Annotated in this window: 24 protein-coding genes; 14 read left to right on the plus strand and 10 right to left on the minus strand. The window is 69.1% G+C overall.

Features of this window, described 5'->3' with window-relative positions; translation table 11 throughout:
• Window positions 1–3 precede the first annotated feature (3 nt).
• Window positions 4–432 (plus strand): putative signal transducing protein, encoded by a 429-nt coding sequence (locus tag V7672_RS08190; RefSeq protein WP_335624106.1) that lies wholly within the window; start codon window positions 4–6, stop codon window positions 430–432.
• Between the two features lie 3 nt (window positions 433–435).
• Here V7672_RS08190 and V7672_RS08195 read toward each other — a convergent pair whose 3' ends face one another.
• Both V7672_RS08195 and V7672_RS08200 read right to left on the minus strand, forming a co-directional pair.
• Complete coding sequence (locus V7672_RS08195; protein WP_335624107.1) at window positions 436–1,617, minus strand: CaiB/BaiF CoA transferase family protein; 1,182 nt, start codon at window positions 1,615–1,617, stop codon at window positions 436–438.
• On the minus strand, window positions 1,614–1,880 hold the full coding sequence (locus V7672_RS08200) for a DUF6356 family protein (protein ID WP_335624108.1): 267 nt from the start codon (window positions 1,878–1,880) through the stop codon (window positions 1,614–1,616). Before V7672_RS08200 ends, V7672_RS08195 begins: the two co-directional genes overlap by 4 nt.
• 128 nt (window positions 1,881–2,008) lie before the next feature.
• Here V7672_RS08200 and V7672_RS08205 point away from each other — a divergent pair, with 128 nt between their 5' ends.
• From V7672_RS08205 to V7672_RS08225, 5 genes are all read left to right on the plus strand, one after another.
• The gene (locus V7672_RS08205; RefSeq protein WP_335624109.1) at window positions 2,009–3,196 is read left to right on the plus strand and encodes an acyl-CoA dehydrogenase; all 1,188 of its coding nucleotides are present in this window, start codon (window positions 2,009–2,011) and stop codon (window positions 3,194–3,196) included.
• 105 nt (window positions 3,197–3,301) lie between these two features.
• Window positions 3,302–4,123, plus strand: a complete 822-nt coding sequence (locus V7672_RS08210) for a response regulator transcription factor (protein WP_335624110.1) — start codon at window positions 3,302–3,304, stop codon at window positions 4,121–4,123.
• A gap of 6 nt (window positions 4,124–4,129) precedes the next feature.
• Window positions 4,130–5,584, plus strand: a complete 1,455-nt coding sequence (locus V7672_RS08215) for a HAMP domain-containing sensor histidine kinase (protein ID WP_335624111.1) — start codon at window positions 4,130–4,132, stop codon at window positions 5,582–5,584.
• 30 nt (window positions 5,585–5,614) lie between these two features.
• Window positions 5,615–6,958, plus strand: a complete 1,344-nt coding sequence (locus V7672_RS08220) for a trypsin-like peptidase domain-containing protein (RefSeq protein ID WP_335624112.1) — start codon at window positions 5,615–5,617, stop codon at window positions 6,956–6,958.
• Window positions 6,959–7,337: 379 nt separating this feature from the next.
• The gene (locus V7672_RS08225) at window positions 7,338–7,682 is read left to right on the plus strand and encodes a DUF2794 domain-containing protein (protein ID WP_335624113.1); all 345 of its coding nucleotides are present in this window, start codon (window positions 7,338–7,340) and stop codon (window positions 7,680–7,682) included.
• 80 nt (window positions 7,683–7,762) lie between these two features.
• Here the strand turns inward: V7672_RS08225 and V7672_RS08230 are convergent, their stop codons facing one another.
• Entirely contained in the window at window positions 7,763–8,506 is a 744-nt protein-coding gene (locus V7672_RS08230) for a Bax inhibitor-1/YccA family protein (RefSeq protein WP_335624114.1), read from the minus strand.
• A 128-nt stretch (window positions 8,507–8,634) separates the two neighbouring features.
• Here V7672_RS08230 and thpR point away from each other — a divergent pair, with 128 nt between their 5' ends.
• From thpR to mmcB, 4 genes are all read left to right on the plus strand, one after another.
• Window positions 8,635–9,174, plus strand: a complete 540-nt coding sequence (gene thpR / locus V7672_RS08235; protein WP_335624412.1) for an RNA 2',3'-cyclic phosphodiesterase — start codon at window positions 8,635–8,637, stop codon at window positions 9,172–9,174.
• The gene (locus V7672_RS08240; protein WP_335624115.1) at window positions 9,171–9,737 is read left to right on the plus strand and encodes a GNAT family N-acetyltransferase; all 567 of its coding nucleotides are present in this window, start codon (window positions 9,171–9,173) and stop codon (window positions 9,735–9,737) included. The genes thpR and V7672_RS08240 overlap by 4 nt, the downstream gene beginning before the upstream one ends.
• Before the next feature lie 66 nt (window positions 9,738–9,803).
• Entirely contained in the window at window positions 9,804–10,334 is a 531-nt protein-coding gene (locus V7672_RS08245; RefSeq protein ID WP_335624116.1) for a lipocalin family protein, read from the plus strand.
• Window positions 10,335–10,377: 43 nt separating this feature from the next.
• Window positions 10,378–10,833, plus strand: a complete 456-nt coding sequence (mmcB, locus tag V7672_RS08250) for a DNA repair putative endonuclease MmcB (protein WP_335624117.1) — start codon at window positions 10,378–10,380, stop codon at window positions 10,831–10,833.
• On the opposite strand, the gene V7672_RS08255 is transcribed toward mmcB, so the two are convergent.
• Both V7672_RS08255 and V7672_RS08260 read right to left on the minus strand, forming a co-directional pair.
• Complete coding sequence (locus V7672_RS08255; RefSeq protein ID WP_305484563.1) at window positions 10,830–11,384, minus strand: ActR/PrrA/RegA family redox response regulator transcription factor; 555 nt, start codon at window positions 11,382–11,384, stop codon at window positions 10,830–10,832. The genes mmcB and V7672_RS08255 overlap by 4 nt on opposite strands.
• Complete coding sequence (locus V7672_RS08260; protein WP_335624118.1) at window positions 11,381–12,910, minus strand: ActS/PrrB/RegB family redox-sensitive histidine kinase; 1,530 nt, start codon at window positions 12,908–12,910, stop codon at window positions 11,381–11,383. The genes V7672_RS08255 and V7672_RS08260 overlap by 4 nt, the downstream gene beginning before the upstream one ends.
• A 71-nt stretch (window positions 12,911–12,981) precedes the next feature.
• On the opposite strand from V7672_RS08260, the gene V7672_RS08265 reads away from it, so the two are divergent.
• Window positions 12,982–13,620 carry an SCO family protein gene (locus V7672_RS08265; protein ID WP_335624119.1) on the plus strand — a complete coding sequence of 213 codons (639 nt, stop codon included), beginning with the start codon at window positions 12,982–12,984 and terminating at the stop codon, window positions 13,618–13,620.
• Between the two features lie 6 nt (window positions 13,621–13,626).
• Here the strand turns inward: V7672_RS08265 and V7672_RS08270 are convergent, their stop codons facing one another.
• Both V7672_RS08270 and V7672_RS08275 read right to left on the minus strand, forming a co-directional pair.
• Entirely contained in the window at window positions 13,627–13,998 is a 372-nt protein-coding gene (locus V7672_RS08270; RefSeq protein WP_335624120.1) for a DUF6768 family protein, read from the minus strand.
• Window positions 13,995–14,561, minus strand: a complete 567-nt coding sequence (locus V7672_RS08275; RefSeq protein ID WP_335624121.1) for an RNA polymerase sigma factor — start codon at window positions 14,559–14,561, stop codon at window positions 13,995–13,997. Before V7672_RS08275 ends, V7672_RS08270 begins: the two co-directional genes overlap by 4 nt.
• A gap of 1,214 nt (window positions 14,562–15,775) precedes the next feature.
• On the opposite strand from V7672_RS08275, the gene V7672_RS08280 reads away from it, so the two are divergent.
• Window positions 15,776–17,050 carry a polyhydroxyalkanoate depolymerase gene (locus V7672_RS08280; protein ID WP_335624122.1) on the plus strand — a complete coding sequence of 425 codons (1,275 nt, stop codon included), beginning with the start codon at window positions 15,776–15,778 and terminating at the stop codon, window positions 17,048–17,050.
• Window positions 17,022–17,738 (plus strand): M48 family metallopeptidase, encoded by a 717-nt coding sequence (locus tag V7672_RS08285; protein WP_335624123.1) that lies wholly within the window; start codon window positions 17,022–17,024, stop codon window positions 17,736–17,738. Before V7672_RS08280 ends, V7672_RS08285 begins: the two co-directional genes overlap by 29 nt.
• Before the next feature lie 12 nt (window positions 17,739–17,750).
• Here V7672_RS08285 and V7672_RS08290 read toward each other — a convergent pair whose 3' ends face one another.
• Window positions 17,751–19,844, minus strand: coding sequence for a transglycosylase domain-containing protein (locus tag V7672_RS08290; RefSeq protein WP_335624124.1), 2,094 nt, complete (start codon window positions 19,842–19,844; stop codon window positions 17,751–17,753).
• Between the two features lie 130 nt (window positions 19,845–19,974).
• Window positions 19,975–20,886 (minus strand): alpha/beta fold hydrolase, encoded by a 912-nt coding sequence (locus V7672_RS08295; protein WP_335624125.1) that lies wholly within the window; start codon window positions 20,884–20,886, stop codon window positions 19,975–19,977.
• A 122-nt stretch (window positions 20,887–21,008) separates the two neighbouring features.
• Between V7672_RS08295 and V7672_RS08300 the strand changes: the two genes are divergently transcribed.
• Window positions 21,009–22,124 carry an aromatic ring-hydroxylating dioxygenase subunit alpha gene (locus V7672_RS08300; protein ID WP_335624126.1) on the plus strand — a complete coding sequence of 372 codons (1,116 nt, stop codon included), beginning with the start codon at window positions 21,009–21,011 and terminating at the stop codon, window positions 22,122–22,124.
• Between the two features lie 183 nt (window positions 22,125–22,307).
• Here V7672_RS08300 and V7672_RS08305 read toward each other — a convergent pair whose 3' ends face one another.
• Window positions 22,308–22,964, minus strand: a complete 657-nt coding sequence (locus V7672_RS08305; RefSeq protein WP_335624127.1) for a TetR/AcrR family transcriptional regulator — start codon at window positions 22,962–22,964, stop codon at window positions 22,308–22,310.
• Window positions 22,965–23,046: the final 82 nt, after the last annotated feature.

The following is a 23,046-nucleotide window of genomic DNA, read 5'->3' on the forward strand; positions in this document are numbered from 1 at the left end:
GCGATGGCTCTTCGCGAAATCGCCCGCTTCGTCGATGTCTATGAGGCCGATCTGGCGGCGGCCTTCCTTGAGTCGCACGGCATTCGCGTCACCGTCACCGAGCGGTTCCAGACGACCGTCGATCCGCTGATGCAGCGCGCCCTGGGCATCCGCTTGATGGCCCACGCCTCAGAGATCGAGGCCGCGCGGGACCTTCTGGCACGCGTGAAGGCGGGCGAGTTTGCCGAATCGAATGAGTTTGAACCCACCGCCGAAAGGGATATGCCTTCCGGCATCGGTGGTCGTGTGATCGCGGTGATGACCGCTGCCTCAGGGGGCTTTTCGGGGACCAGCATCCCGCGCCGCCTCAAGCCGGTCCACTGGATCGGCCTGCTGCTGATCCTGTCGATGTTTGTCGTGCCCTATGTCCTACTCCGCATGAGGGCCTTGTAGGGCTCAGGCGTCCGGCGACCCCAGCACCTCATCCGTATGTTCCCCCAGCGCGGGGGGCGGGCGATCATAGGCAACCGGGGTGGCCGACATGCGGATCGGGCTGGCCACGGTGCGGATGGGCTCCGACAGATCGGCGCGGGTCTGCTGGACCTCCAGCCCCCGGTGCTTCGCCTGCGGCTCCTCGAACACCTGATCGACCGTATTGACGGGGCCGCACGGCACGCCCGCCGCCTCCAGCGCCGCCATCAGCCCCTTCATCGATTGCCCGGCCGTCAGGGCCGACAGCTCGGCCGACAGGGTCGCGCGGTTCTCGATCCGCACCGCATTGGTGGCATAGCGGGGGTCGGTGCCCATGCCGGGGGCCCCCAGGGCCGAGCACAGGGCGCGGAACTGGCCATCATTGCCGACCGCGATCACGACCATTCCATCCGTGCACGGAAAGGGCTGATAGGGCGACAGGTTGGGGTGGGCATTGCCCATGCGCGTGGGCGCCTTGCCCGAGACGAACCAGTTGGTCGCCTGATTGGCCAGCATGGCCGCCTGCACATCGAACAGGGCGATGTCGATCTGCTGGCCCTCGCCCGTCGCCCGCGCATGCAGCAGGGCCGCCATGATGGCGTTCGACGCATAGAGGCCGGTGAACAGGTCGGCGACCGCCACCCCGACCTTCATCGGCTCGGCCCCCGGCGCCCCGTCGGGCTGGCCCGTCACGCTCATCAGCCCGCCCATGGCCTGGATCATATAGTCATAGCCCGCCCGGTGGGCGTCGGGCCCGTCCTGCCCGAAGCCGGTGATCGAACAATAGACCAGCCTGGGATTGATCGCCTTCACCGATGGCCAGTCCAGCCCGTACTTTTTCAGACCGCCCGTCTTGAAATTCTCGACCACCACGTCGCAGGTCGCGGCCAGTTTGCGGACCGCCTCGGCCCCCTCGGGCGAGGCGATGTCGACCGCCACCGACTTCTTGCCCCGGTTGGCGCACAGGAAATAGGCGGCGTCGCCCCGCGACCCGTCGGTCCTGGTGGTGAAAGGCGGGCCCCACAGGCGGGTGTCGTCCCCCGCCCCGGGCCGTTCGATCTTGATCACCTCGGCGCCCAGATCGGCCAGCGTCTGCGTTGCCCACGGCCCGGCCAGCACCCGGCTGAGATCAAGGACGCGAACGCCCGCCAGCGGTCCCTGCGTCAAAGGCCGGGATCCCACACGCCCGCCTCGCGCATGCGGCACTCGCGCGCCTCGCGGGCACGGCTGTCCATTTCGTCGGCCATGCAGCAGACCTCGCGCGAGACCGTTGCCTTGCACAGACCGGGCACCAGCGAATGCAGGAAGGCCGCCCCCGCCAGCCTCAGCAGGCGAAACCCGAACCGCGACGAGGCGGCCATATGTTCGAAATAGCCCTCGTCCACCTCCCGCGGGTGGGCGACGAACAGACGGTGAAGCAGGTGGCTCATGCTGCGGATCATAGCCGCAGTCTGCGCGGCCCTCTACCCGTCCGGCGCGTTCTGGCCTAAACCCGCGCGGCAGGGGCAGAAAAAGAGGTCCGATCAGCGACCCGCCCGCAGATTTCAGGAGCGCCTCCATGGCCGACGGCACCCCCCCGACCCGCACCTTCCGCTGGGATGACCCGCTGGATATGGACAGCCGCCTGACCGACGACGAGGGCATGATCCGCGACGCTGCCCGCTCCTATGCCCGCGACCAGCTGCTGCCGCGCGTGGTGGCCGCCTTCCGCGACGAGACCTTTGACCGGTCGATCATGACCGAGATGGGCGAAATGGGCTTTCTCGGCGCCATGCTGCCCGAGGAATACGGCGGCTCGAACGCCTCGCACGTGGCCTATGGCCTGATCGCCCGCGAGATCGAGGCGGTCGACAGCGGCTATCGGTCGGCCATGTCGGTCCAGTCGTCCCTGGCCATGTACCCGATCTATGCCTTTGGCTCCGACGAACAGAAGGCGAAATTCCTGCCGAAGATGGCGGCCGGGGAGTGGATCGGCTGTTTCGGCCTGACCGAGGCCGACGGTGGCTCGGACCCCGCCTCGATGAAGACGAAGGCGGAAAAGGTCGACGGCGGCTATCGCCTGAACGGCGCCAAATACTGGATCACCAACAGCCCGATCAGCGATCTGGCGATCGTCTGGGCCAAGCTGGATGACGTGATCCGCGGCTTCATCGTCGAGCGCGACTTCGATGGCTTCACCACCGACAAGATCGGCGACAAGCTGTCGCTGCGCGCCTCCATCACCGGCGACATCGGCCTGAACGACGTCTTCGTGCCCGAGGCCAATCTGCTGCCGGGCGTGAAGGGGCTGCGCGGCCCCTTCTCCTGCCTGAACAAGGCCCGCTACGGCATTGCCTGGGGCGCCATGGGCGCGGCCGAATTCTGCTTCCACGCCACCCGCGACTATGTGGGCGAGCGCATGCTGTTCGGCCGGCCCCTGTCCTCGCGCCAGCTGGTCCAGAAGAAGCTGGCCGACATGCAGACCGAAATTTTCCTCGGACTGGAGGGCGCCCTGGCCCTCGGCCGCCTGCTCGACACCGGCGCCTGGGTGCCCGAAGCCATCTCGATGATGAAGCGCAACAACTGCGGCAAGGCGCTGGCCATCGCCCGCGAGGCCCGCGACATGCACGGCGGCGCCGGCATCACCGGCGAAATGCACGTCATGCGCCACGCCATGAACCTCGAGACGGTCAACACCTATGAGGGGGCCCACGACGTCCACGCCCTGATCCTCGGCCGCGCCATCACGGGCCAGAGCGCCTTCTAGATCCCCGCACGTCAGGAAGTATCAGGCGCGCGGACCGGTTGATCGGCCGAACATTGTCTTTCCGGGACAGGGGCCTATCCTCTGCGCGCGTGGGGAGACGGGGCTATGGACGAGGTTAACCAGACGGACGGGGCGGCGGGCGAGGACCCCTTCGCCCAGCTGGCCGAGGTGTTCGGCGGCTGTACCGCCCTGTTGCTCGAGGACGAACCGGCCCTGTCCGAACACGTCGCCAGTCGCCTGACGCGCGCCGGCTTTGCGCGCGTCGATCGGGTCGAGTCGGGCGAGGCGGCGCTCGAGGCTGTGGCCGACACCCCCTATGACGTGCTGATCCTCGACCGGCTGACGGCGGGTCTGGACGGTCTCGAAACCCTGAAGCGCGTGCGGGCGGGCAAGAGCCCCTCGGCCGACTCGCCGGCCTTGATGCTGACCGCGCTCGGCGCCGAGCGGCAAAAGGTCGAGGGCCTGCTCGGCGGGGCCGACGACTATCTGGCCAAGCCCGTGGGCGACGAGGAACTGCTGGCGCGGATCGCGGCCCAGCTGCGCCGCTCGGGCCGCCGTGCCAGGGCCAACGGTGGCGACGTCACCAATGGTCCCTTCACCCTGTCGCCCGGCGCCCGCACCCTGCAGATCACCTCCGCCGACGGCAGCGCCCGCCCCATCGACCTGTCGCCGCTCGAATTCGCCATCGTCTGTGAACTGATGACCGCGCGCGGCCAGCCGGTGACCAAGACCATGCTGTGGGACCGCTGCTGGGTGGAGTGGAACTTCCTCCCCGACAATTTCGTCAACATCATCGACGCCCGGATCAGCGCCCTCAGGCGCCGGCTCAAGGACCAGTGCCCCGAGGTGCCGGACGCCATGCACCCGCTGATCGTCTCGGCACGCAGCCAGAGTCTGGTGTTCCGCGATCTCGACGGCGTGGGCTGAGACCGGATGACCGGCCCCCTGTCCGGCCTGCGCGGGTGGCTGTCCGGGCGCACCTCGGCCCAGCTGTCCGTGGCGGTGGCGGTGCTGGCGGCCCTGGCCCTGTCCGGCTCGGTGGTCATCACCGGCCAGGCCGTCCGCGCCGACCAGCGCCAGAAGGCAGCGCTCGTCGCGCTGGCGGACTATGCCGCCATGGTCGACAAACTGGGGGTCCAGGCCTGGCTCGGCGCCGATCAGGTGACCGAGGCCGACGCCGCCTATTTCTCCGCCTGGCTGACGGCGTTCCAGTCCGGCCCGGTCCAGGAAGACCGCACGCTGGAAGAGGTCTGCCGCACCGGGCGGGGCGGGGCAGGGGTGCGCTTCATCCGGGCCCCCAGCGGCAAGCCCGCCGGCCTCGCCGCGCTGGAGGACGCAAAGACCCGCCGCCTGAACGGTCTGGGCGACGACGTCTATGTCGCGGGCCTGCCCGCCGGCACCCTGTGCCCGCGCCGCGATGTCGAGGTCGTGGTCGTCAAGCGACAGGCCGGGGCGCTGGAGATCATCGTCGGCCGCGTCGTCGACCGTTCCGGCGAGGCCTGGGGCCGGGCCGTGCTGATCGTCGGCCTCAGCGGCCTGCTGATCCTGATCTCGGGCCTGATGGCGGCCGTCTTTGCCCGGCACCGTCTGGGACTGGCCCTCGGTGAGGTCAGCGCCTCGCTCGACCGGGCCGCCATGGGCGATTTCTCGCGCCGCCCGCCGGTCGATGACATCGCGCCCGAACTCCGCCCGCTCAGCGTCCGGGTCAACGCCACCCTCGACCGGCTGGAGGAGCTGCTGGGCTGGCTGCGCGATTCCTCGGACCAGCTGGCCCATGATTTCCGCACCCCTCTGGCCCGGGCCACCGCGCGGCTGGAACGGCTCGAGGAGGCCGACAGCGCCGAGGAACGCGCCCGTCTGGTCAAACTGGCCGGCGACGACCTTCGCCATCTGACCCGCGCCATGAACGAGACCCTGGCCCTTCGCGACGGCTCGGCCTGGGTGTTCGAACGGGTACAGATGGATGAGCTGGTGAAGGCGACGGCGGAGCTTTACGAGCCGCTGGCCGATACCCGGGGCGTGCGGCTGGTGGTCGAGGTCGAGCCGGTCTCGGTGCTGGGCGTCCGGACCCTCTTGCAGCGGGCCCTCACCAATCTGGTCGACAATGCCATCAAATTCTCGCCCGACGGGGGCGTGGTGACGCTCCGGGCGCGCCCCGCCGCCGCGGGGGTGGAGGTCTCCATCGCCGATCAGGGTCCGGGTATGGATCCGGCGCGGGCAAGGGGCGCGGTCGAAAGCGCGGCCGACGAAGACCTCGCCCGCAACGGCGTGGAAAGCCATGGCATGGGCCTGCCCTTCGTCCGCGCCGTGGTGCGTCGCCACGGCGGCGTCCTGACGATCGAGGATGCCGGGCCGGGGGCCATCGTCACGGCGCGTTTCTCACGCTAAGACGGAAGACGAATGGATAAGGGGAATGTGATGCGTCGGTCTGTCCTGCTGAAACTGTCGGTCGCGGCCGTGCTGGTCACTGGCATGGCGAGCGTCCCGGTGGACGTGGCCTGGGCCCAGTCCACGCCCTTGCCCTATGATGAGGCGCGCGGGGTCTTCAGCTTCGCCGAAGGACTCGAGCGCACCCTGCCGGCGGTCGTTCAGGTGACCACCCTGGGCCAGTCCAGCGGCCCCCGCTCGGCGGATACCGAGGCCCAGCCTGTCTCCACGGGATCGGGCGTGATCATCGATGCCGGTCAGGGCATCATCGTCACCAACAACCATGTGATCGAGGGCGGCTCGAAATTCACCGTCGATCTGGCCGACGGGAGGCTGTTCGACGCGGTCCTGATCGGCACGGACAAGGCCACCGACATCGCCGTCCTGCGCATCGAGGGCACCGGCCTTGCCCAGGTCGAGGTGGCCGATTCCGACACCCTCCGCACCGGCGATCTGGCCTTTGCCGTCGGCTATCCGCTGGGTCTCGACCAGACCCTGACCATGGGTGTCATCTCGGGCCTCAACCGCTCGGGCCTCGGTGATGCGGTCGAGGACTATATCCAGACCGATGCAGCCGTGAATTCCGGCAACTCGGGCGGGCCGCTGCTGGACAGCCGCGGACGGCTGATCGGCATCAACACCTCCATCCTGTCGGGCGGCGGCGGCGGCAATGACGGCATCGCCTTCGCCGTGCCGACCCGCATCATGCTCTACGTCGTCGGCCAGATCCGCGAAAATGGCGAGGTCCGGCGCGGCGGAACCGGGGCCCTGCTCAGCTCGCTGAACGCCACCTCGGCCCGCGACCTGGGCCTGAACATCGTGCGCGGCGCCGTGGTGCGCGACGTCGCCCCCGGCTCACCGGCCGAGGCGGCGGGCCTGCGTCCCGATGATGTGATCGTCCGGGTCCAGTCGCGCCCCGTGGCCAATGCCGGTTCGGTGCTGGCGACCGTCGGCGTGGCCGCGCCGGGCAGCCGCCTCGACGTCGTCTATCTGCGTGACGGGGTCGAGCAGCAGACGACGGTGGTCGTCGAAATGTCCGAGGCCGGAGGAATCGCCCTGGGGCGAGAGGCTCTGACGGCGTATGGCGCCGGCTTCCGCGAGGCCCGCAGCGGCGAACGCGGCGGACAGGATCACCGCCTTGTGGTCGAGGTGGTCGAGGGCGGCACACCGGCCGCTTCCGCCGGTCTGGTGGCGGGCGATCTGGTCGTCTCGGTCAATGGCCGCGATGTCTCCAGCCTGCAGGCCCTGGCCACGGCGCTCGGCACGGATCGCCGCCCGATCCGGCTGCGGGTGCATCGCGCCGGCGAGACCGTCGATCTGACGCTCAATCCCTGAGTTTCTGAGGGGCCCGGTTTTTGGAGGGGTAAGGCTGGCGGGGACCGGGTTACGGCCCCCGCCAACGCAAACGCCCGCTCCGGCCTGGGGGGGAGGGGGATGGCCGGAACGGGCGATGCTCGCTTGGAGGAAGCGTCGGCCCACTGAAACCCTTGGGGGGAGGAACCCGGGGGGCTGGGGGGGCTGTTCAGGATCCAGGATCGCTCCGGGCTCCAGCGGGCCGATGTGTCTTTCTCTCTCTGCAAGGCGGCGGACGAAGGACCAAATGGGGGCGTTTTCATGGCCCTGTCATTTTTTTCCCATAGCCATGGTTTTTCGGTCGCGCAGGGGTGATCCGGGCCCCTCTGGCCTTTGCCGCAGGGCGCGCTAGGATTCCCCCATGAGCAGCGCGTCACACGACAGTTCAGGGCCCCTCGCCGCAAAGGGGCCGGTCTTTTTCGAACGTCGTGAACTGGATCAGCTGCTGCGGGTCTATGGCCGTCTGGTCGCGGCCGGTGACTGGCGCGACTACAGCCTCGTGGGCGGGGCGGACGTGGCCGAGTTCGCCGTCTATGCCCGTTCGGGGGATGCGCCCCTCTACCGCGTCGAAAAGCGCCCGGCGCTGCAGACCCGACAGGGCCAGTGGGCCGTCATCGGCCAGGGCGGTCAGGTGCTCAAGCGGGGACGCGACCTGGCCCAGGTGCTACGCGTCTTCGACGCCCGCCGGTTTCAGGTGATCGACTGACCCCCAGGAAACAGACCCCATGAAAAAGGCCCCGGCGTTTCCACCGGGGCCTCGATTTTCGCCTGTGTGTAGGCCGTCTTTTATTCGCGGCCGCCCAGCAGGGCCAGCAGGAACTGGAACAGGTTCACGAAGTTAATGAACAGGCTCAGCGCGCCGAAGCCGGTGGCCACGGCCATCGCTGCCTGGTCACCGCCCAGGGCGTAATAGGTCATCTTCAGGCGCTGGGTGTCATAGGCGATCAGGGCCGAGAAGATCAGCACGCCGATCACGCTGATGATCAGCGCCAGCATGCCGTTGCCCAGGAACATATTGACCACCATGGCAATCACCAGGCCGATGACGCCCATGATCAGGAAGGTCCCCAGACCCGACAGATCCTTCTTCGTCGTATAGCCGAACAGGCTCAGCGCACCGAAGGCGGCGGCCGTGATGAAGAAGGTCGAGGCGATCGAGCCGCCCGTATAGATCAGGAACAGCACGCCCATGCCCGCGCCGATGGTCGAGACCACGGCCCAGTACAGCAGGTTCACCCCGCCGGCCGTCGGGTTCTTCATGAAGAACATCGAGCCGAACAGCATCACCAGCGGCGAGAACTGGACGATCATGCCCAGCATGGTCAGGCCGATACGGCCATCGGGTCCCACGGCGAACAGATATTGTCCGACCGCCGGCACATTGCCGGTGACATAGGCCAGCGCACCGGCCACAACGAGGCCGAGGGCCAGCTTGTTATAGACCCCCAGCATGAAGGCGCGCAGACCCGCGTCCATCGCCATGTCGGCGGTTCGCGGCAGGGGGCGCGCAGGGTTCCGGAATTCGTTCATTCGAGCGTGTCTCCCACGGGTCGTGCGGCACGATCGCCGCCTTTGCGTATGAATATCGTCAGCCGTGGCCGGTCACGCAAGGGAAACCGGACTTGGAGCGCGCGCCCGGGGCCGCTACCAAGGGTCGCATGGTCCGCCTGTTCACCGCCCTCGCCGTGCCGCCTGACATCGCCGAGACGCTGGTCCGGCGCCAGACCGGCCTGCCCGGTGCCGCCTGGCGCCCGCCCGAGGCCCTGCACATCACCCTCAGCTTCTACGGCGAAATGACGCTTCGTCAGGCTGATGATCTGGATGGCGAACTGGTCCGGGCCGCCGGGCGCGGCCCGCTCAGCCTGTCGCTGTCGGGCGTCGGCGCCTTCGGTGACGGGCACCGGGCGCGGACCCTGTGGGCGGGCGTTGCCCCGGACGAGCGGCTGACGGCGCTGGCGGCGCGCTGCGAGGCGGCCGGCCGTCGGGCGGGGCTCGATCCTCCGCGCCGGACCTACCACCCGCATGTCACCCTGGCCTATCTCAAGCCGACCGTGCGCGACGACCGGCTGGCGGCCTGGATTCAGGGCCACAACCTGCTGCAATCGCCCGCTTTCCGGCTGGACCATTTCGGTCTCTGGTCCAGCGTGACCGGCCCGCACGGCGGGACCTATGTGCTTGAGAAGGAATATCCGCTGTGACCCCTGCCGATACCGATGACGTCGCCCCCGGCCCGTGGATCGAGACCGCGCGCCTGATCCTGCGCCCGACCGCCCTGTCCGACTTTCCCCGCTGGGCCGAGATGATGGCCGATGAAGAGGCGGCCCGGTACATCGGCGGGGTGCAGCCGCGCGCCGTCGCCTGGCGCGGCATGATCAGCATGGCGGGGGCCTGGGCGTTGACAGGGGTGGCCATGTTCTCGGTGCTCGACCGGGAAACCGGACAGTGGCTGGGCCGGATCGGCCCCTGGCAGCCCGAGGGCTGGCCGGGTCCGGAGGTCGGCTGGTCGCTGCACCCGGATGCCCAGGGCAAGGGCTATGCGCTGGAGGCCGCCACCGCCACGATGGACTATGCCTTCGACATTCTGGGCTGGACCGAGGTCATTCACACGATCGACCCGGACAACCGGGCCTCCTGCATGCTGGCCGAGCGGCTGGGATCGTATAATCAGGGACGGACACGCCTGCCCGAGCCCTATCAGGATGCCATTGTCGACCGCTGGGGCCAGTCACGCGAACAGTGGACGGCCCGCGCTCGGGGGTGAGGAAGCAACCGAACCGCGATCCGGCGCGTAACTGCTCCGACCTTTTCACTGCACAAGGAACACCCGATGTCCCTGTCCCGCCTGATGGCCGCTCCGATCGCCGTCGCCGCCATGGCCCTGTCGACCCCCGTCCTGGCCCAGGCCTCGAACGTCAATCTCGACCGTTTCGACGGCCGCTGGTTCGAGGTCGTGCGCAATCCGAACAATGTGCAAAAGGACTGCAGCCGCGCCCAGATCGACTTCACGCCGCAGTCCCGCGCCGGGCGCTATTCCCTGTCGGTGGCCTGCACCCGCACCGCGGACGGCGAGGTCGAGACGCTCCGGGCCAACGCCCGCGTCACCGACACGGCCACCAACGCCAAATTCCGCTTCACCCTGACCGGCCTGCTCAGCTTCGGCGGTCTGGCGGGGCAGAACTACTGGGTCTGGGACCACGCCCCGGACTACAGCTGGGCCATCATGGGCCTGCCGGACAAGTCGAACTGGTGGATCTGGCACCGCAGCGCCAGCCCCTCGGCCGCCGAGCGCAGCCGCCTCGTCTCCCGCGCCGGTCAGTTGGGCTTTGACACCCGTCGCACGGTGCACACGGGCCGCTAAGGCCCCGCTTGAATGCAGAACATAGGCGGAACATAGTGGCGGCATGTCCGCCACCCCGCTGCTCACGCTCAGCCTGTCGCCCGTCGACGGCCCCCGGCCCGAGACCACGCGCCGCATCACCCGGGGCGTGGCCCGGCTGATGGTCGACCTGGGCCATGCGCCGCTCGTCGAGGTGGCCCTGCCCAACGGCCGGCGCGCCGACGTCATGGCGCTGGGCCCGCGCGGCGAAATCGTCATCTGCGAGGTCAAGTCCAGCCTCGAGGACTACCGCTGCGACCGGAAGTGGGGCGACTATGCCCCCTTCTGCGATCGGTTCTACTTCGCGGTCGCCACCAGTTTCCCGCAGACCGTCCTGCCCGAGGACGTGGGACTGATCGTTGCCGACGACTTCGGCGGGGCGATCCTGCGGGACTCGGGGCCCCAGCCGCTGGCGCCAGCGCGCCGCAAGGCCCTGACCATCGCCTTCGCTCGTCTGGCGGCCTTTCGCCGACCCGTCTAGCGCGGGGCGCGTTTGGCCAGGATGCGCTGCAGGGTCCGCCGGTGCATGCCCAGCCGCCGCGCCGTCTCCGAGACATTGTGGTCGCACAGCTCATAGACGCGCTGGATATGCTCCCAGCGCACCCGGTCGGCGCTCATCGGATTGTCCGGCGGCTCGGGCGCGTCGCCGGTGGCCAGCAGGGCCTTGACCACATCGTCCGCATCGGCGGGCTTTTGCAGATAGTCGACCGCTCCGGCCTTGACCGCCGCCACCGCCGTGGCGATGGCGCCATAGCCGGTCAGCATGATGATCCGGGCATCGTCGCGGCGCTCGCGGATGGCCTCGACGATCTTCAGGCCGTTGCCGTCCTCCAGCCGCATGTCCAGCACGGCAAAGGCCGGCACCCGTTCGCCCAGCGCCGCCTGCGCCTCGGCGATCGAGGCGGCCGTGGTCACCTCAAAGCCCCGCGACTCCAGGGCGCGGCCCAGCCGGGTCCGCAGCGCATTGTCGTCATCCAGCACCAGCAGCGAGCGATCGTCCAGCCGGGTGATACGGGGGTCGGTGTCTGTCATGATGTGTCTCCAGTGCCGATCACGTCGTTATGGGGCCGCTTCCGGTCAAGGTGTCCTGTCGGGCCTGCGACACTTGGACCGGGCTCAAGCACCTCGCGCGGCCAGCGCACGCTGACCCGGGCGCCCCGTGCCCTGCCACGGGTCGCCGGGCCGTTGCCGATCGACACCTTGCCGCCTGTCCGCTCCAGCAAGGTGCGGGCGATGAAGAAGCCCAGCCCCATGCCGCCCTGGCTGGGCGAGACGGTCTCCGGCGGCACGGCCTCCTTGCTGCGCCCGGTCCGGCGTGCAGCCTTCGGCATGGCGGCGGCGGCAATCTGGGCGGCCAGGGCGCGTCGCGCCTTGCCCTGCGGACGGCTGGTTACATAGGGCTCGCCCAGCCGGGGCAGGATGTCGGCGGCAAAGCCCGGCCCGTCATCGACGATCTCGATCTCGATCCAGCCCGCATCGACCGAGGCGGTCAGCTCCACCCCGGCGCTGGCGAAATCGGCCGCATTCTCGACCAGGGTCGACAGGCCGTGGATCACCTCCGGCATCCGGCGGATGCGCGGCGGCGGCGATCCGTCCGCCACCCTGACCGCAATCTCGAACTCCAGGTCAAAGCCCCTGTGCGGCGCCGCCACCTCTTCCAGCAGGGCCTTCAGCGCGATGTCGTCATACAGCGCATCCCCATCCTCGGGCCGCTGCGACAGGCGTTGCAGGATCAGCCGGCATCGCTCGGCCTGCTCCAGGATCAGGGCGGCGTCCTCAGCGGCGGGGGCATCGGCGGGAAAGGCCCGCTTCAGCTCCTTGGCCACGATCTGGATGGTCGCCAGCGGCGTGCCCAGTTCATGGGCGGCGGCAGCGGCCAGCCCGCCCAGCGCCGCCAGCCGCTGCTCGCGCTGCAGCACATCCTGGGTGGTGGTCAGCGCCAGCTCCAGTTTTTCGGCATCGGCCGCCACCCGCCAGGCATAGGCGGCCGTAAAGATCACCCCGGTGACCAGCGCCAGCCCGATCCCGAACCGGTAAAGCGCGGGCAGGGCCAGCTCGGTCCCTGCCTGCCACGGCAGGGGCATGGCCCAGAAGAACAGCCCCACCGTCGCCAGCAAGACCAGCAGGCCCAGCGCCAGCGCCTGACGCCCGGGCAGGGAGGCGGCCGCCACCGTCACCGGCGCCACCAGCAACAGGCAGAAGGGGTTCTGCAGCCCCCCGGTCAGGCCCAGCAACACCGTCAGCTGCAGGATGTCGAACCCCAGATGGGCCGCCGTCAGCCCCCCGTCCGCCAGCGGCGGGTCGGGCCGTTTCAGCCGCCGCGTCGCCTGCAGGTTCATGACCGCACTCGCGGCGATCACCGTCAGGCACGGCCACAGGGGCAGGTCGAAATGGAACCCGGCGGTGGCCACGGCAATGGTCGCGCTCTGTCCGGCGATGGCCATCCAGCGCAGGATGATCAGCGTCCTCAGCGACAGGCCACGGCTCCGCCGGGGCAGGTTGCGCCAGCCTTTCAGCCCCGGGCCCTGCGGCCCTTTATCCGCTTCAAACGTCTCCACATCCCCTCTATAGACCCGGGCCGACACCCGGGGCGAGACGTCCCGACGCCGCAACCCTTCAGGAGCACTCCATGCCCCGCAAGTCCGTCGTCGCGCTTGCCGCCGTCTGCCTCGGCATCGCCGCCGCTCTGGCGCTGGTGACCCTGATAGTCGTGCAGGGCCGGGGCGAGACGCGCGCGGGCACCGCCGGTCAGGCGATCGAGGCCGGCGTCGAGGGTCAGCCGACCGCCGGCGGCCCCTTCACCCTGGTCAACCAGGACGGCGAGACGGTCGACCAGACCCTGCTGGACGGCAAATGGAGCCTGGTCTTCTTCGGCTTCACCTACTGCCCCGACTATTGCCCGACCACCCTGGCCTTCCTTCAGGCGCTGAAGACCGAACTGGGTCCGGACGGCGAGGATCTGCAGATGATCTTCGTCTCGGTCGACCCCGCCCGCGACACGCCGCAGGCGCTCAAGGACTATCTGTCGTCCGACGGCTTTCCCGAGGGCGTCATCGGCCTGACCGGCACGCCGGAACAGGTGGCCGCCGCCGCCGATGCCTATGACGTCTTCTACAGCAAGTCCGGCGAGGGCGAGGCCTATACGATGAACCACTCGCTCGCCATCTGGCTGATGGGCCCGGACGGCAAGGCGCGCCAGACCCTCAACTATGAGCTCGGCCCCGAGACCGCGGCCGACATTTTCCGCCGCGTGAAAGCCCGGGGCTGATCCGGATCAGTCCTGCCGCCGCAGCGCCAACTGCAGCTCCAGACGCCGCAGCGCATGGATGGTCCGGTTGGCGTGGATGGCCGGCCAGATCGCCAGCTTCAGCATCAGCGAGGCCAGGATCAGCACCGCCGACGGCAGGCCCCAGCGCAGGGCCTCCAGCCCGTCGGTCGCCTGAAAGAACCGCCAGGCCGCCCAGACGCCGCCGATAAACAGCACCGTCTGGGTGACCAGCAGCACGACATTGACCCAGCCGGTCGGACCGCCAAAGGCCTCCCCCAGCTGATGAAAATATCCCGGTTCGGCCCCGGCCCGCTCCAGCAGGGCCCGGTCCTCCTCCTTGAGGGTATTGGCGATCAGGGTGTCGATATCGTCGGTCATGGGGTCACTCCTTGAAGGGTCAGGTGGTCGCGCAGCTTGCGCCGCGCATGCATCAGGCGCGTCTTGATCGTGCCTTCGGGGGCATCGAGGGCCAGCGCCGCCTCGGCGACGCTCAGTTCGTGCAGGCAGACAAGCGCCAGCGCCGCCCTCTGGTCCGGCGGCAGGGCATCGATGGCCCGCCGCATATGCTGCCGGACCAGCACATCGGGCCCGAACTCGCGATCAGTGGCCGCCATCTGGTCGTCCAGCCCGGTCTCCCGCGCCCGATCCCGGCCGCGCCGCCCGCCCAGGCGCCGGCACCGCCGGGTCACGATCCGCAGCGCCCAGGCCGGAAAGGCCAGCTCGTCGCGCAAGCCTCCCAGCCCGCGCAGGATCTCGACCCAGCCGTCCTGCACCGCCTCACGGGCCATCTCGCTATCGCCGGTCAGCCGCCAGGCATGGCCGATCAGCCGCGGCTGCCACGCCTCGACCAGCCGCCCCCGCGCCGCCGCATCCCCGGTTCGCGCGGCGGCGACCAGATAGGCTTCAAACAGCCGGGCCTTGTCGGATGGACGCGGCGACATGAAGGAAAACTCCCGCTCTCTGAAAGATAAGGTGCCGCGAGCCGCCCGTCCGGTTCAATCGGCCAGACGACGTCTCCTCCCCATCTTTGATGGGGAGGGGGACCACGGAGTGGTGGAGGGGTTCTTCACCCCGTTCAGAGCCTCAAAAGCCCCTCCGTCACGGCGCTTGCGCACCGTGCCACCTCCCCAACTTCGTCAGGGAGGAGACGGGTAGTGTGACAGCCGCCGCCCAAAACCCCCGCCCTTTCAACACCCCGGTCGTTTCTCGCACCGTTCTCCGCGACCTGCCCCTCGCCTCGCCCATACTGTCCGGTTGCCACGCGGCCCGACCGAAGGAGGTACGAAATCAGACGGTTCAGACGGTTCAGACGGTTTTCTTCTCCCCCTCTCCGTTGGGACCCGAAGGGCAGCGCGGAGCCTGAGAGGGGGCGGGGGGTGAGGGTCTCTCCGTGGCCTTCGGCGCGAGCCGTCGCACCGATCCTGCCACGGCTGTCGCCGAATGAAGCCGCCGACCCTCATCCGGCGCTCACGCGCCACCTTCTCCCATCCGCAGAAGGACTGCTAACCGAATGCCCCCAGCCATCACACCCGCCCCCGAATTCCCCCGCCCTTTCAACACCCCTCCCGTCTCCCGCCCCGACTTGCCCTCCCTACCCCACGCCTGTGCCACTCTTCCCCCGTCCCGTCGCACGGAGGGCTCGTAAGGCCTGCGACCTTGTGAGCGGCGGGAGCGGATGGAGCGGGGTTGGAGGGGCCTCAAGCAGCGAGCGACCGCGTCGCGAGCGTTAGGCCCACCTTCAAGCACCCCCGTCACCGCCTCCGGGTGCGTGATCGGGGCAAGGGTCGAGGGGGATACTCGGCCGTTCCGGGACGGGGTGCAGGCCCCGCCCGCCCGTCGGAGGCGCTGCGGTAAGGCCCGAACACGGCCACCCGACGCAAGCTTCCGGAAAACCACCGCGCGGAGCGTCTGTCTTCGTCGAAACGGTAAAACAGATCTTCTCCGGGCGAAGGCCCGGCGCTCCGCCTGCCCTCCAACCCGCCGCTCCTGCGGACGGGCGCCTCGGCGTGCGCGTTCCCCTCACGGGTGTGTGAACGCCCGGGAACCTCTGCGGCTGATAATCCTTTTGCAGTGCCTGGCGAACTATGCTGCGCTGCACTGTCAGGTCCGTCCTGACGCCCCGGCAGGCCCGGCGGGCCGCCTTTTGAAGAGACGCATGCTCTATTCCCTTCACGAATTCTCCTACTACTCCGCCGCGCCGTATCGACTGGGCGCCCAGCTGGCCCGGTCCTTCTGGTCCTCCCCGTTCAATCCGGCCGCCGAAACCGCCATCGGGCGCACCGCCTATGCCGCGGCCGAGGTGTTCGAGGGGCTGACCCGCCGCTATGGCAAGCCGGCGTGGAACCTGGATGTGGTCACCGTCGACAATCAGCCGGTACGGACCACCCAGCAGACCCTCTGGACCTCGCCCTGGTGCCGGTTGATCCGCTTTGCCCGGGATCTCGGCGACCTCAAGCGGGCGGGCAAGCCGGCCGATGGTCCCGCCGTGCTGATCGTGGCGCCCCTGTCGGGTCACTATGCCACCCTGCTGCGCGGGACGGTCGAGGGCTTCCTGCAGGACCACGACGTCTATGTCACCGACTGGGTCAACGCCCGTCAGGTGCCCATGCTGGAAGGCCGCTTCGACTTCTTCGACTATATCGACCACATCCGCGAGATGCTGACCGCCATCGGCCCGCGCGTGCACGTCGTGGGCGTCTGCCAGCCCGGGCCGCCGGTGCTGGCCGCCTGTGCCCTGATGGCCGAGGACCAGGACCCGCACCGGCCGCTCAGCATGACCTATATGGGCTCGCCCATCGATGCGCGGCTGTCGCCGACCGTGACCAACCGTCTGGCCGAGGCGCGGCCGTTCGCCTGGTTCAAGTCGAACATGATCCACACCGTGCCCCTGCCCTATCCGGGCGCCGGGCGGCGGGTCTATCCGGGCTTTGTCCAGCTCTACAGCTTCATGTCGATGAACGAGGATCGCCACCGCGACGCCCAGCACGACTATTTCCAGAACCTGGTGGCCGGCGACGGCGACGAGGTCCAGAAGCACGAGGAATTCTACGACGAATATCTGTCGGTGCTGGACCTGACCGAGGAATTCTATCTCCAGACCATCGACATCGTTTTCCAGAACCACCTGCTGGCCAGGAACGAACTGGAGCACCGGGGGCGCAAGGTCGATCTGTCCAAGATCACCGACATCGGCCTGATGACGGTCGAGGGCGAAAAGGACGACATCTCCGGCGTCGGCCAGACCCAGGCCGCGCACGGCCTGTGCCCCAATGTGCCCGAGGACCGGCGCGAACTGTATGTCCACCCCGAGGTGGGCCACTACGGCGTCTTCAACGGCCGGCGCTTCCGCGATGACATCTACCCCCGGGTGCGCGACTTCATCGCCCGCAACGAGGCCGCCGGTGGCGTATCGCGACGGGCAGCGGCTTAGCCTCGAGGCGGACGGCGCGCCGCTGCGCCTGTCGGTGAACCGGCGGGCCCGGCGGGTGTCGATCCGCATCGACGTCCGCGCGGGTGAGGCCGTTCTGGTGGCGCCCAGTGAGCGCAGGCTCGTGGATGCCATCGCCTTTGCCCGCACCCGCACGGACTGGATCCGCGAACGGCTGGCCGACCGGCCCGCCCCCGTCGGCCTCGCGCCCGGGCAGCGGCTGTCGGTGGAGGGCGAGGACGTGACCCTGGCGACCCTGCCCGGTGCAGGCGCGGCGCGGATGACCGACACCCCGGACGGCCCGGTTCTGGCGGCGGGGGGCGAGGGCGCGGCCTGGAGCCGGCGCATCCTGACCTTCCTCAAGCGGCGCGCGCGCGAGGTGCTGATGGCCCGGACCGAGGCTCACTGCCTCACGCTGGGCCTGCCCCTGCCGAAGGTGTCGATCAATGACCCCCGCTCGCGCTGGGGCTCCTGCACTCCGGGCCGGGGCACGATCCGCTACTCCTGGCGGGTGATCCTCGCCCCGCCCGCCGTGTTGGACTATCTGGCCGCGCACGAGGTCGCCCACCTTGTCCACGGCGACCACAGCCCCCGCTTCTGGGCGGTGGTGGCCCGGCTGGTCGGGGACCCGGCACCGCACCGCGCCTGGCTGAGACAGCACGGCGCGGGGCTTCACGCCCTCAGCGTCTAGAAGAAGAGGGGCCTAGAAGAAGAGAGGGTCGGCCTTCTTCTCGGGCGGCAGGGCCGGTTCGGGGCGCTGGACCTCTTCGTCCCGGCGTTCCGGCTGGGGCGTCGTGGGGCGGATCACCGGCTGGTCGGGCGAGGGCCGCTCGGGCTGACGCGGTTCCGGCGTCGGCTCGATGCCGCGCTCGATCTCGTCGGCATAGGGGTCGTCCATCGATCCGATCAGCTCACCGACCGGGTCCGGCGGCTGCCAGCCCTCGGGCAGGGGCGGACCGTCCGGGATGCGAGGCGCATCCAGCCGGGGCAGGGCCGCCGCCATGAAGGCGCGCCAGATCGCCGCCGGGGCCTGACCGCCGGTCACGCCGCGCATGGGGGTGTTGTCGTCCTTGCCGACCCAGACCGCCGTGACGAAGCCGCCGGTGTAGCCGACGAACCAGGCGTCCTTGTAGTCCGAGGTCGTCCCCGTCTTGCCCGCCAGATCCCGTCCGGAGATGGCTACCGACCGCGCCGTGCCCGAGCTGACCACCCCGCGCAGCATGTCGTTCATGTACAGCAGGGGCGGGTTGGCGATGGCCTGGATCGGCCGGCTCTCGCGGGCCGACCGCTGATAGATCACCCGGCCCTCGCGGGTGCGGATGCGGCTGATGCCATAGGCCGTGACCCGCTTGCCGCCGTTGGCAAAGGCGTCATAGGCCTGGGCCATCTCGACGGGCGAGACCTCGACCGCCCCCAGCGCCATGGCGGGCTCCAGGCCGATCCGGCTGGTGATGCCCAGCCGTCGCGCCGTGCGGGCGACATTGTCGCGGCCCAGGCTGTCGGCCAGCGACACCGCGACGGTGTTGGTCGACTGGGCCACCGCGTTCGACAGGGTCGTCCGCCCGATGAACCGGCCCGAGTAGTTGCGCGGCTCCCACGAGCCGATCCGGATCGGCTCGTCGATCACCGGGGTCTGCGGCGTATAGCCGGCCTCGACGGCCGTCAGATAGACGAAGGGCTTGAAGGCCGACCCCGCCTGACGCCGCGCATCGACGGCCCGGTTGAACTGGCTGTCGGCATAGGAGGCGCCGCCGATCATGGCGCGCACGCGTCCGTCGCCGTCCAGCGCCACCAGGGCGGCCTGCTCGACCCCGCGCGAGGCATTCTCGCGCAGCACGCCGGTCACGGCCCGCTCGGCGGCGGTCTGCAGCGTCAGGTCGAGCGTCGTCTCGACGATCAGGTCCTCGGTCGGTTCGCCGACCAGGCCACGGATCTCCTTGTCCAGCCAGTCGACGAAATACTGGGCGTGCTGGGTCGCCAGCGTCCGCGACACCCGAACCGGCTCCAGCACGGCGGCGGCCCGCTGTTCGGGCGTGATGACGCCGCTCTCTTCCATCTCGTCGAGCACGACAGTGGCGCGCGCCGCGGCCCGTTCGCTCTCAGACACCGGGGAATAACGCGACGGGGCCTTCAGCAGGCCGGCCAGCAGCGCCGCCTCACCGACTGTCAGATCCTTGGCCGACTTGTCGAAATAGCGCTGCGACGCGGCCTCAATGCCATAGGCCCCGGCGCCGAAGTAGACGCGGTTCAGATAGAGGGCGAGGATCTCATCCTTGGAGAATTTCATCTCCAGCCAGACCGCCAGCATCAGTTCCTGCCCCTTGCGGCGCAGGGTCTGGTCGGGCGTCAGGAACAGGTTCTTGGCCAGCTGCTGTGTGATGGTCGAGCCGCCCTGGACCACCCGGCCGGCGCGCATATTGGCGACCATGGCGCGGACCATGCCGACGGGGTCAAAGCCGGGGTGCCAGCGGAAGCGCTGGTCCTCGATGGCAATGAAGGCCGCCGGCACATAGTCGGGCAGGGCCTCAAGGTCAGCGGGCGGGGCCTGCTGGCTGCCGCGCACGGCGATCAGCGCCCCGTTGCGATCCAGATAGGTCACCGACGGCTGGCGGTCGATGTCATAGAGGGCCGAGGTGTCGGGCAATCCCCGGGCGAACACCGCGAAGAACACGACCAGGAAGATCAGGCCCCATATGCCTGCCACGACGCCCCAGTAGAGGAGGCGCTGCAGAAGGCTGCGTTCGCCGGGGCCGCCGGGGCCGCGCTTCATTCGATCCAGAAAGGCGTTGCCCGCCATCGTCACCCTCTCGGCCGCTCAGTGCCCCTCAACGCTTCTAGCGCCGAAAAGCGATAACGGAAATCACCCCGGACACCTTGTCAGGTCACCATCCGGGGGATTTCCGTCGAAAGCATGACGATACCGACGATCAGTCCAGGAAGTCGTTGATCGCCGCGGCCAGCGCATCCGGCTGGTCCAGCATGATGAAATGGGCGCTGTCGTCGATCCGCCTCAGGACCACCCCCTCCAGATTGGCAAAGGACGCGGCATAGATGCCGTCGGTGATCTCGGCCGTCATACCGGGATTGTTGAAGGCGACATAGATCACCTCGGTGGGCGCGGTGATGGCGGCCAGTTCCGGGCGCAGGTCGGTGACGATCAACTCACGCATGGCCCGCCCGGCCACGCCGGGGTCGCTTGTGACGCTGTGCTCGATCGGCCCGGCGCGCAGGCTCTCGGTCTGGACCATGCCGGTGATGCTGGCCGTCGCCGAGGCCCGCCACTGCTCGGGCGTCGAGGCCGCCATGCCTGCACCGATCTGGTCGGCGATCGGGGTGACGCTTTCCGGCGTGGCGGTGGCGCCGCCGAAGACATTGCCCATGAAGGGGATCATGTCGATGACGACCAGGCGGTCGACGAGGTCGGGGTGGCGGGCGGCGAGCATCATGGCGATGGTGCCGCCCATGGAATGGCCAACGACTACAGCGTCTTCCAGGCCCTGCTCCTCGATGTAGCGGGCGATCTCCTCGGCGACGGGGGCGGAAACGGGGCCGTCGATGTTGTCCATGGCCGGCGCGCCGGCGAAGCCCTGAATGTGGATCATATGGACCCGCCAGTCGCCCTCGAGACGCGCGACCAGCGGTTCCCAGACATCAGGATGCGAGGTCAGGCCGGGGATCAGGATGATGTCGCGCCCCTCACCCTCGACCCGCACATGAAAGCGGCCCGACTCAAAATCGGCGTGGGCGTGACCGTGACCGGCCGGGGCAGACGCCGGGGTCTGGGCACAGGCCGCGAGCGGCATCAGGGCGAGGGCGGCGGCGAGGAGAAGGCGTTTCATGCGGAGATCCTGCGAGCGGGTGATAATCACTTTATAACGCAAAGTGCTTTCGCTGCGCAACCCTTGTCGCGGCTATGGCACAGGCTGGCGTTGCGGCAGCTCTGGTCCTAACACTAGCCGACATGACGGCTGTTGAGACCCCCTCCCCGACAGAGACCCGCGCGAAGGTCGCCCCCCTGCCGTTCGGGCGCGGTTTCCTGAAAGACACCTGGTATTTCGTCGAGACCGCAGAGGCGCTGAAGCCCGGCCGCCAGGCGCGCTATATGCTGCAGGACGAACCGGTCCTGCTGGGCCGGACCCGGTCGGGTCAGGTCTATGCCCTGCGCGACATCTGCCCGCACCGGGCCGCGCCGCTGTCGGCCGGCCGACAGGTCGAGCACGCCGGCGAGGGCGAGACGATCGAATGCCCCTATCACGGCTGGCGGTTCCGCACGGACGGCCAGTGCGCGGCCATCCCGTCGCTGACGGACGATTCGGCGTTCGAGGTCGACCGCATCCGCGTGCGCGCCTATCCGGTCGCGGAAAGTCAGGGGATGGTGTTCGTCTGGATCGCCTCGGACCCGCGCCGCCCGGCCGAGCCCGACCATCCGCCGCCGGTCTTTCCGGGCGCCGACGGCCCCGCGCCGCGCCTGGTCGAGGCCATGGTGTTCGACAGCCATATCGACCATGCGGTGGTCGGCCTGATGGACCCGGCGCACGGCCCCTATGTCCATCAGCAATGGTGGTGGCGCTCGCGCCACTCCATGCACGACAAGAAAAAGGCGTTTGAGCCGCGCGAGCAGGGCTTTGCCATGGTCCGCCACCGGCCCTCGTCGAACAGCCGGGCCTACAGGCTGCTGGGCGGCACGCCCGAGACCGAGATCACCTTCCGCCTGCCCGGCTATCGCTGGGAGCACATCCAGGTCGGCGACAAACAGGTGCTGGGCCTGACGTGCCTGACGCCCGAGACCGCCGACCGCACCCGCATTACCCAGCTGTTCTGGTCCGATCACTGGATCTTTGCCCTGGCCCGGCCGATCCTGCGCCAAGGGGTGCGCGCCTTCCTGAAACAGGACGGCGGCATGGTGAACCTGCAGAACATGGGCCTGGCCTTCGACCCCGCCATGCTGTGGATCGACGACGCCGACCGACAGGCCAAATGGTACCAGCAGCTGAAACGCGAATGGGCGACCAGCCGCGCCGAGGGGCGGCCATTCCAGAACCCGGTCAAACCGGAGACGCTGAGGTGGAAGAGCTGAGGGGCAGGGGCCGATTGGGCTGAGACGGAGTCTTCCGCCGGGGACCGACCCTGCCATGCCATCCTTGGTCGGGAAATGGATCGCCTCGCCTACCTTGACCGCCGCTCCCCCCCACCCCCACGCAGCGAAAAGGCCGCGACGGGGGTCGCGGCCTTTCCGGGGAACGTCGGGGGGACGGTCCGGTTAGCGGGTGAGCTGGCCGGACAGGATGATGTCGATCTGGGTGTCGAGGTGCGATTTGAGCGTCTCGATCGTCCAGCTGTCATAGGCGGCGCGGCGGTAGTTCGAGAGGTAAGCGACCCACACCAGCTCGGTGATCAGGGCGGCGTCGGTGCCGGGCTTGAGCTCGCCGGCCTTGATGGCGTCGGCGACGAGGCTTTCGAGCCCTTCGATGACCGGGGCGATCAGGGCGCGGCCCTTTTGCGCGTCCTGCAGGGGCTGATGCCAGGCGCGGGCGACGACGGCCTGGACGAGGGGCAGTTGCTCCAGCGTCGCCTCATAGCCGGCGACAAAGCCGCCCAGCAGGCGCGACTTGAGATCGGTGCCGGCCTTGATGCCGCGCGTCAAGGCCTCGGCCAGGCGGGCCAGATCCTCGGCCAGCACGGTGTCGAACAGTTCCGACTTGTCCTGGAAATTGGCGAAGACGGCGCCGGTCGACATGCCCGCCTCGCGCGCGATGTCGCGAATGGTGGCGGCGTCATAACCGCGCTGGGCGAACAGGTTGCGGGCGGCCTCGATGACCTTGCCGCGCGTGCGCTGCTTGGCCACCTGGCGGCGGTTCAGCGGACGGGCGCCGGCTTCGGTGGGGTCGGCAGGCGGGTTCAGAACGATATCACGCATGAAAGGGGGGCACTCACAGGGGGCTTTGACGGTCGGGCCGGACCGAAGTGTTCGGGAACGACCGTGGGGGGCATAGGGTTGC

Source organism: Brevundimonas sp., assembly GCF_036963785.1.
GTDB lineage: Bacteria > Pseudomonadota > Alphaproteobacteria > Caulobacterales > Caulobacteraceae > Brevundimonas.

What these genes read in the sequence shown, in the direction of transcription:
- V7672_RS08190 (WP_335624106.1), top strand. Translation starts at nt 4, where the DNA reads ATGGCTCTTCGCGAAATCGCCCGCTTCGTCGATGTCTATGAGGCCGAT.
- V7672_RS08220 (WP_335624112.1), top strand. Translation starts at nt 5,615, where the DNA reads ATGCGTCGGTCTGTCCTGCTGAAACTGTCGGTCGCGGCCGTGCTGGTC.
- mmcB (WP_335624117.1), top strand. Translation starts at nt 10,378, where the DNA reads ATGTCCGCCACCCCGCTGCTCACGCTCAGCCTGTCGCCCGTCGACGGC.
- V7672_RS08225 (WP_335624113.1), top strand. Translation starts at nt 7,338, where the DNA reads ATGAGCAGCGCGTCACACGACAGTTCAGGGCCCCTCGCCGCAAAGGGG.
- V7672_RS08270 (WP_335624120.1), bottom strand. Translation starts at nt 13,998, where the DNA reads ATGACCGACGATATCGACACCCTGATCGCCAATACCCTCAAGGAGGAG.
- V7672_RS08290 (WP_335624124.1), bottom strand. Translation starts at nt 19,844, where the DNA reads ATGGCGGGCAACGCCTTTCTGGATCGAATGAAGCGCGGCCCCGGCGGC.
- V7672_RS08305 (WP_335624127.1), bottom strand. Translation starts at nt 22,964, where the DNA reads ATGCGTGATATCGTTCTGAACCCGCCTGCCGACCCCACCGAAGCCGGC.
- thpR (WP_335624412.1), top strand. Translation starts at nt 8,635, where the DNA reads ATGGTCCGCCTGTTCACCGCCCTCGCCGTGCCGCCTGACATCGCCGAG.
- V7672_RS08280 (WP_335624122.1), top strand. Translation starts at nt 15,776, where the DNA reads ATGCTCTATTCCCTTCACGAATTCTCCTACTACTCCGCCGCGCCGTAT.
- V7672_RS08230 (WP_335624114.1), bottom strand. Translation starts at nt 8,506, where the DNA reads ATGAACGAATTCCGGAACCCTGCGCGCCCCCTGCCGCGAACCGCCGAC.
- V7672_RS08255 (WP_305484563.1), bottom strand. Translation starts at nt 11,384, where the DNA reads ATGACAGACACCGACCCCCGTATCACCCGGCTGGACGATCGCTCGCTG.
- V7672_RS08265 (WP_335624119.1), top strand. Translation starts at nt 12,982, where the DNA reads ATGCCCCGCAAGTCCGTCGTCGCGCTTGCCGCCGTCTGCCTCGGCATC.
- V7672_RS08200 (WP_335624108.1), bottom strand. Translation starts at nt 1,880, where the DNA reads ATGAGCCACCTGCTTCACCGTCTGTTCGTCGCCCACCCGCGGGAGGTG.
- V7672_RS08275 (WP_335624121.1), bottom strand. Translation starts at nt 14,561, where the DNA reads ATGTCGCCGCGTCCATCCGACAAGGCCCGGCTGTTTGAAGCCTATCTG.
- V7672_RS08300 (WP_335624126.1), top strand. Translation starts at nt 21,009, where the DNA reads ATGACGGCTGTTGAGACCCCCTCCCCGACAGAGACCCGCGCGAAGGTC.
- V7672_RS08205 (WP_335624109.1), top strand. Translation starts at nt 2,009, where the DNA reads ATGGCCGACGGCACCCCCCCGACCCGCACCTTCCGCTGGGATGACCCG.
- V7672_RS08215 (WP_335624111.1), top strand. Translation starts at nt 4,130, where the DNA reads ATGACCGGCCCCCTGTCCGGCCTGCGCGGGTGGCTGTCCGGGCGCACC.
- V7672_RS08245 (WP_335624116.1), top strand. Translation starts at nt 9,804, where the DNA reads ATGTCCCTGTCCCGCCTGATGGCCGCTCCGATCGCCGTCGCCGCCATG.
- V7672_RS08210 (WP_335624110.1), top strand. Translation starts at nt 3,302, where the DNA reads ATGGACGAGGTTAACCAGACGGACGGGGCGGCGGGCGAGGACCCCTTC.
- V7672_RS08295 (WP_335624125.1), bottom strand. Translation starts at nt 20,886, where the DNA reads ATGAAACGCCTTCTCCTCGCCGCCGCCCTCGCCCTGATGCCGCTCGCG.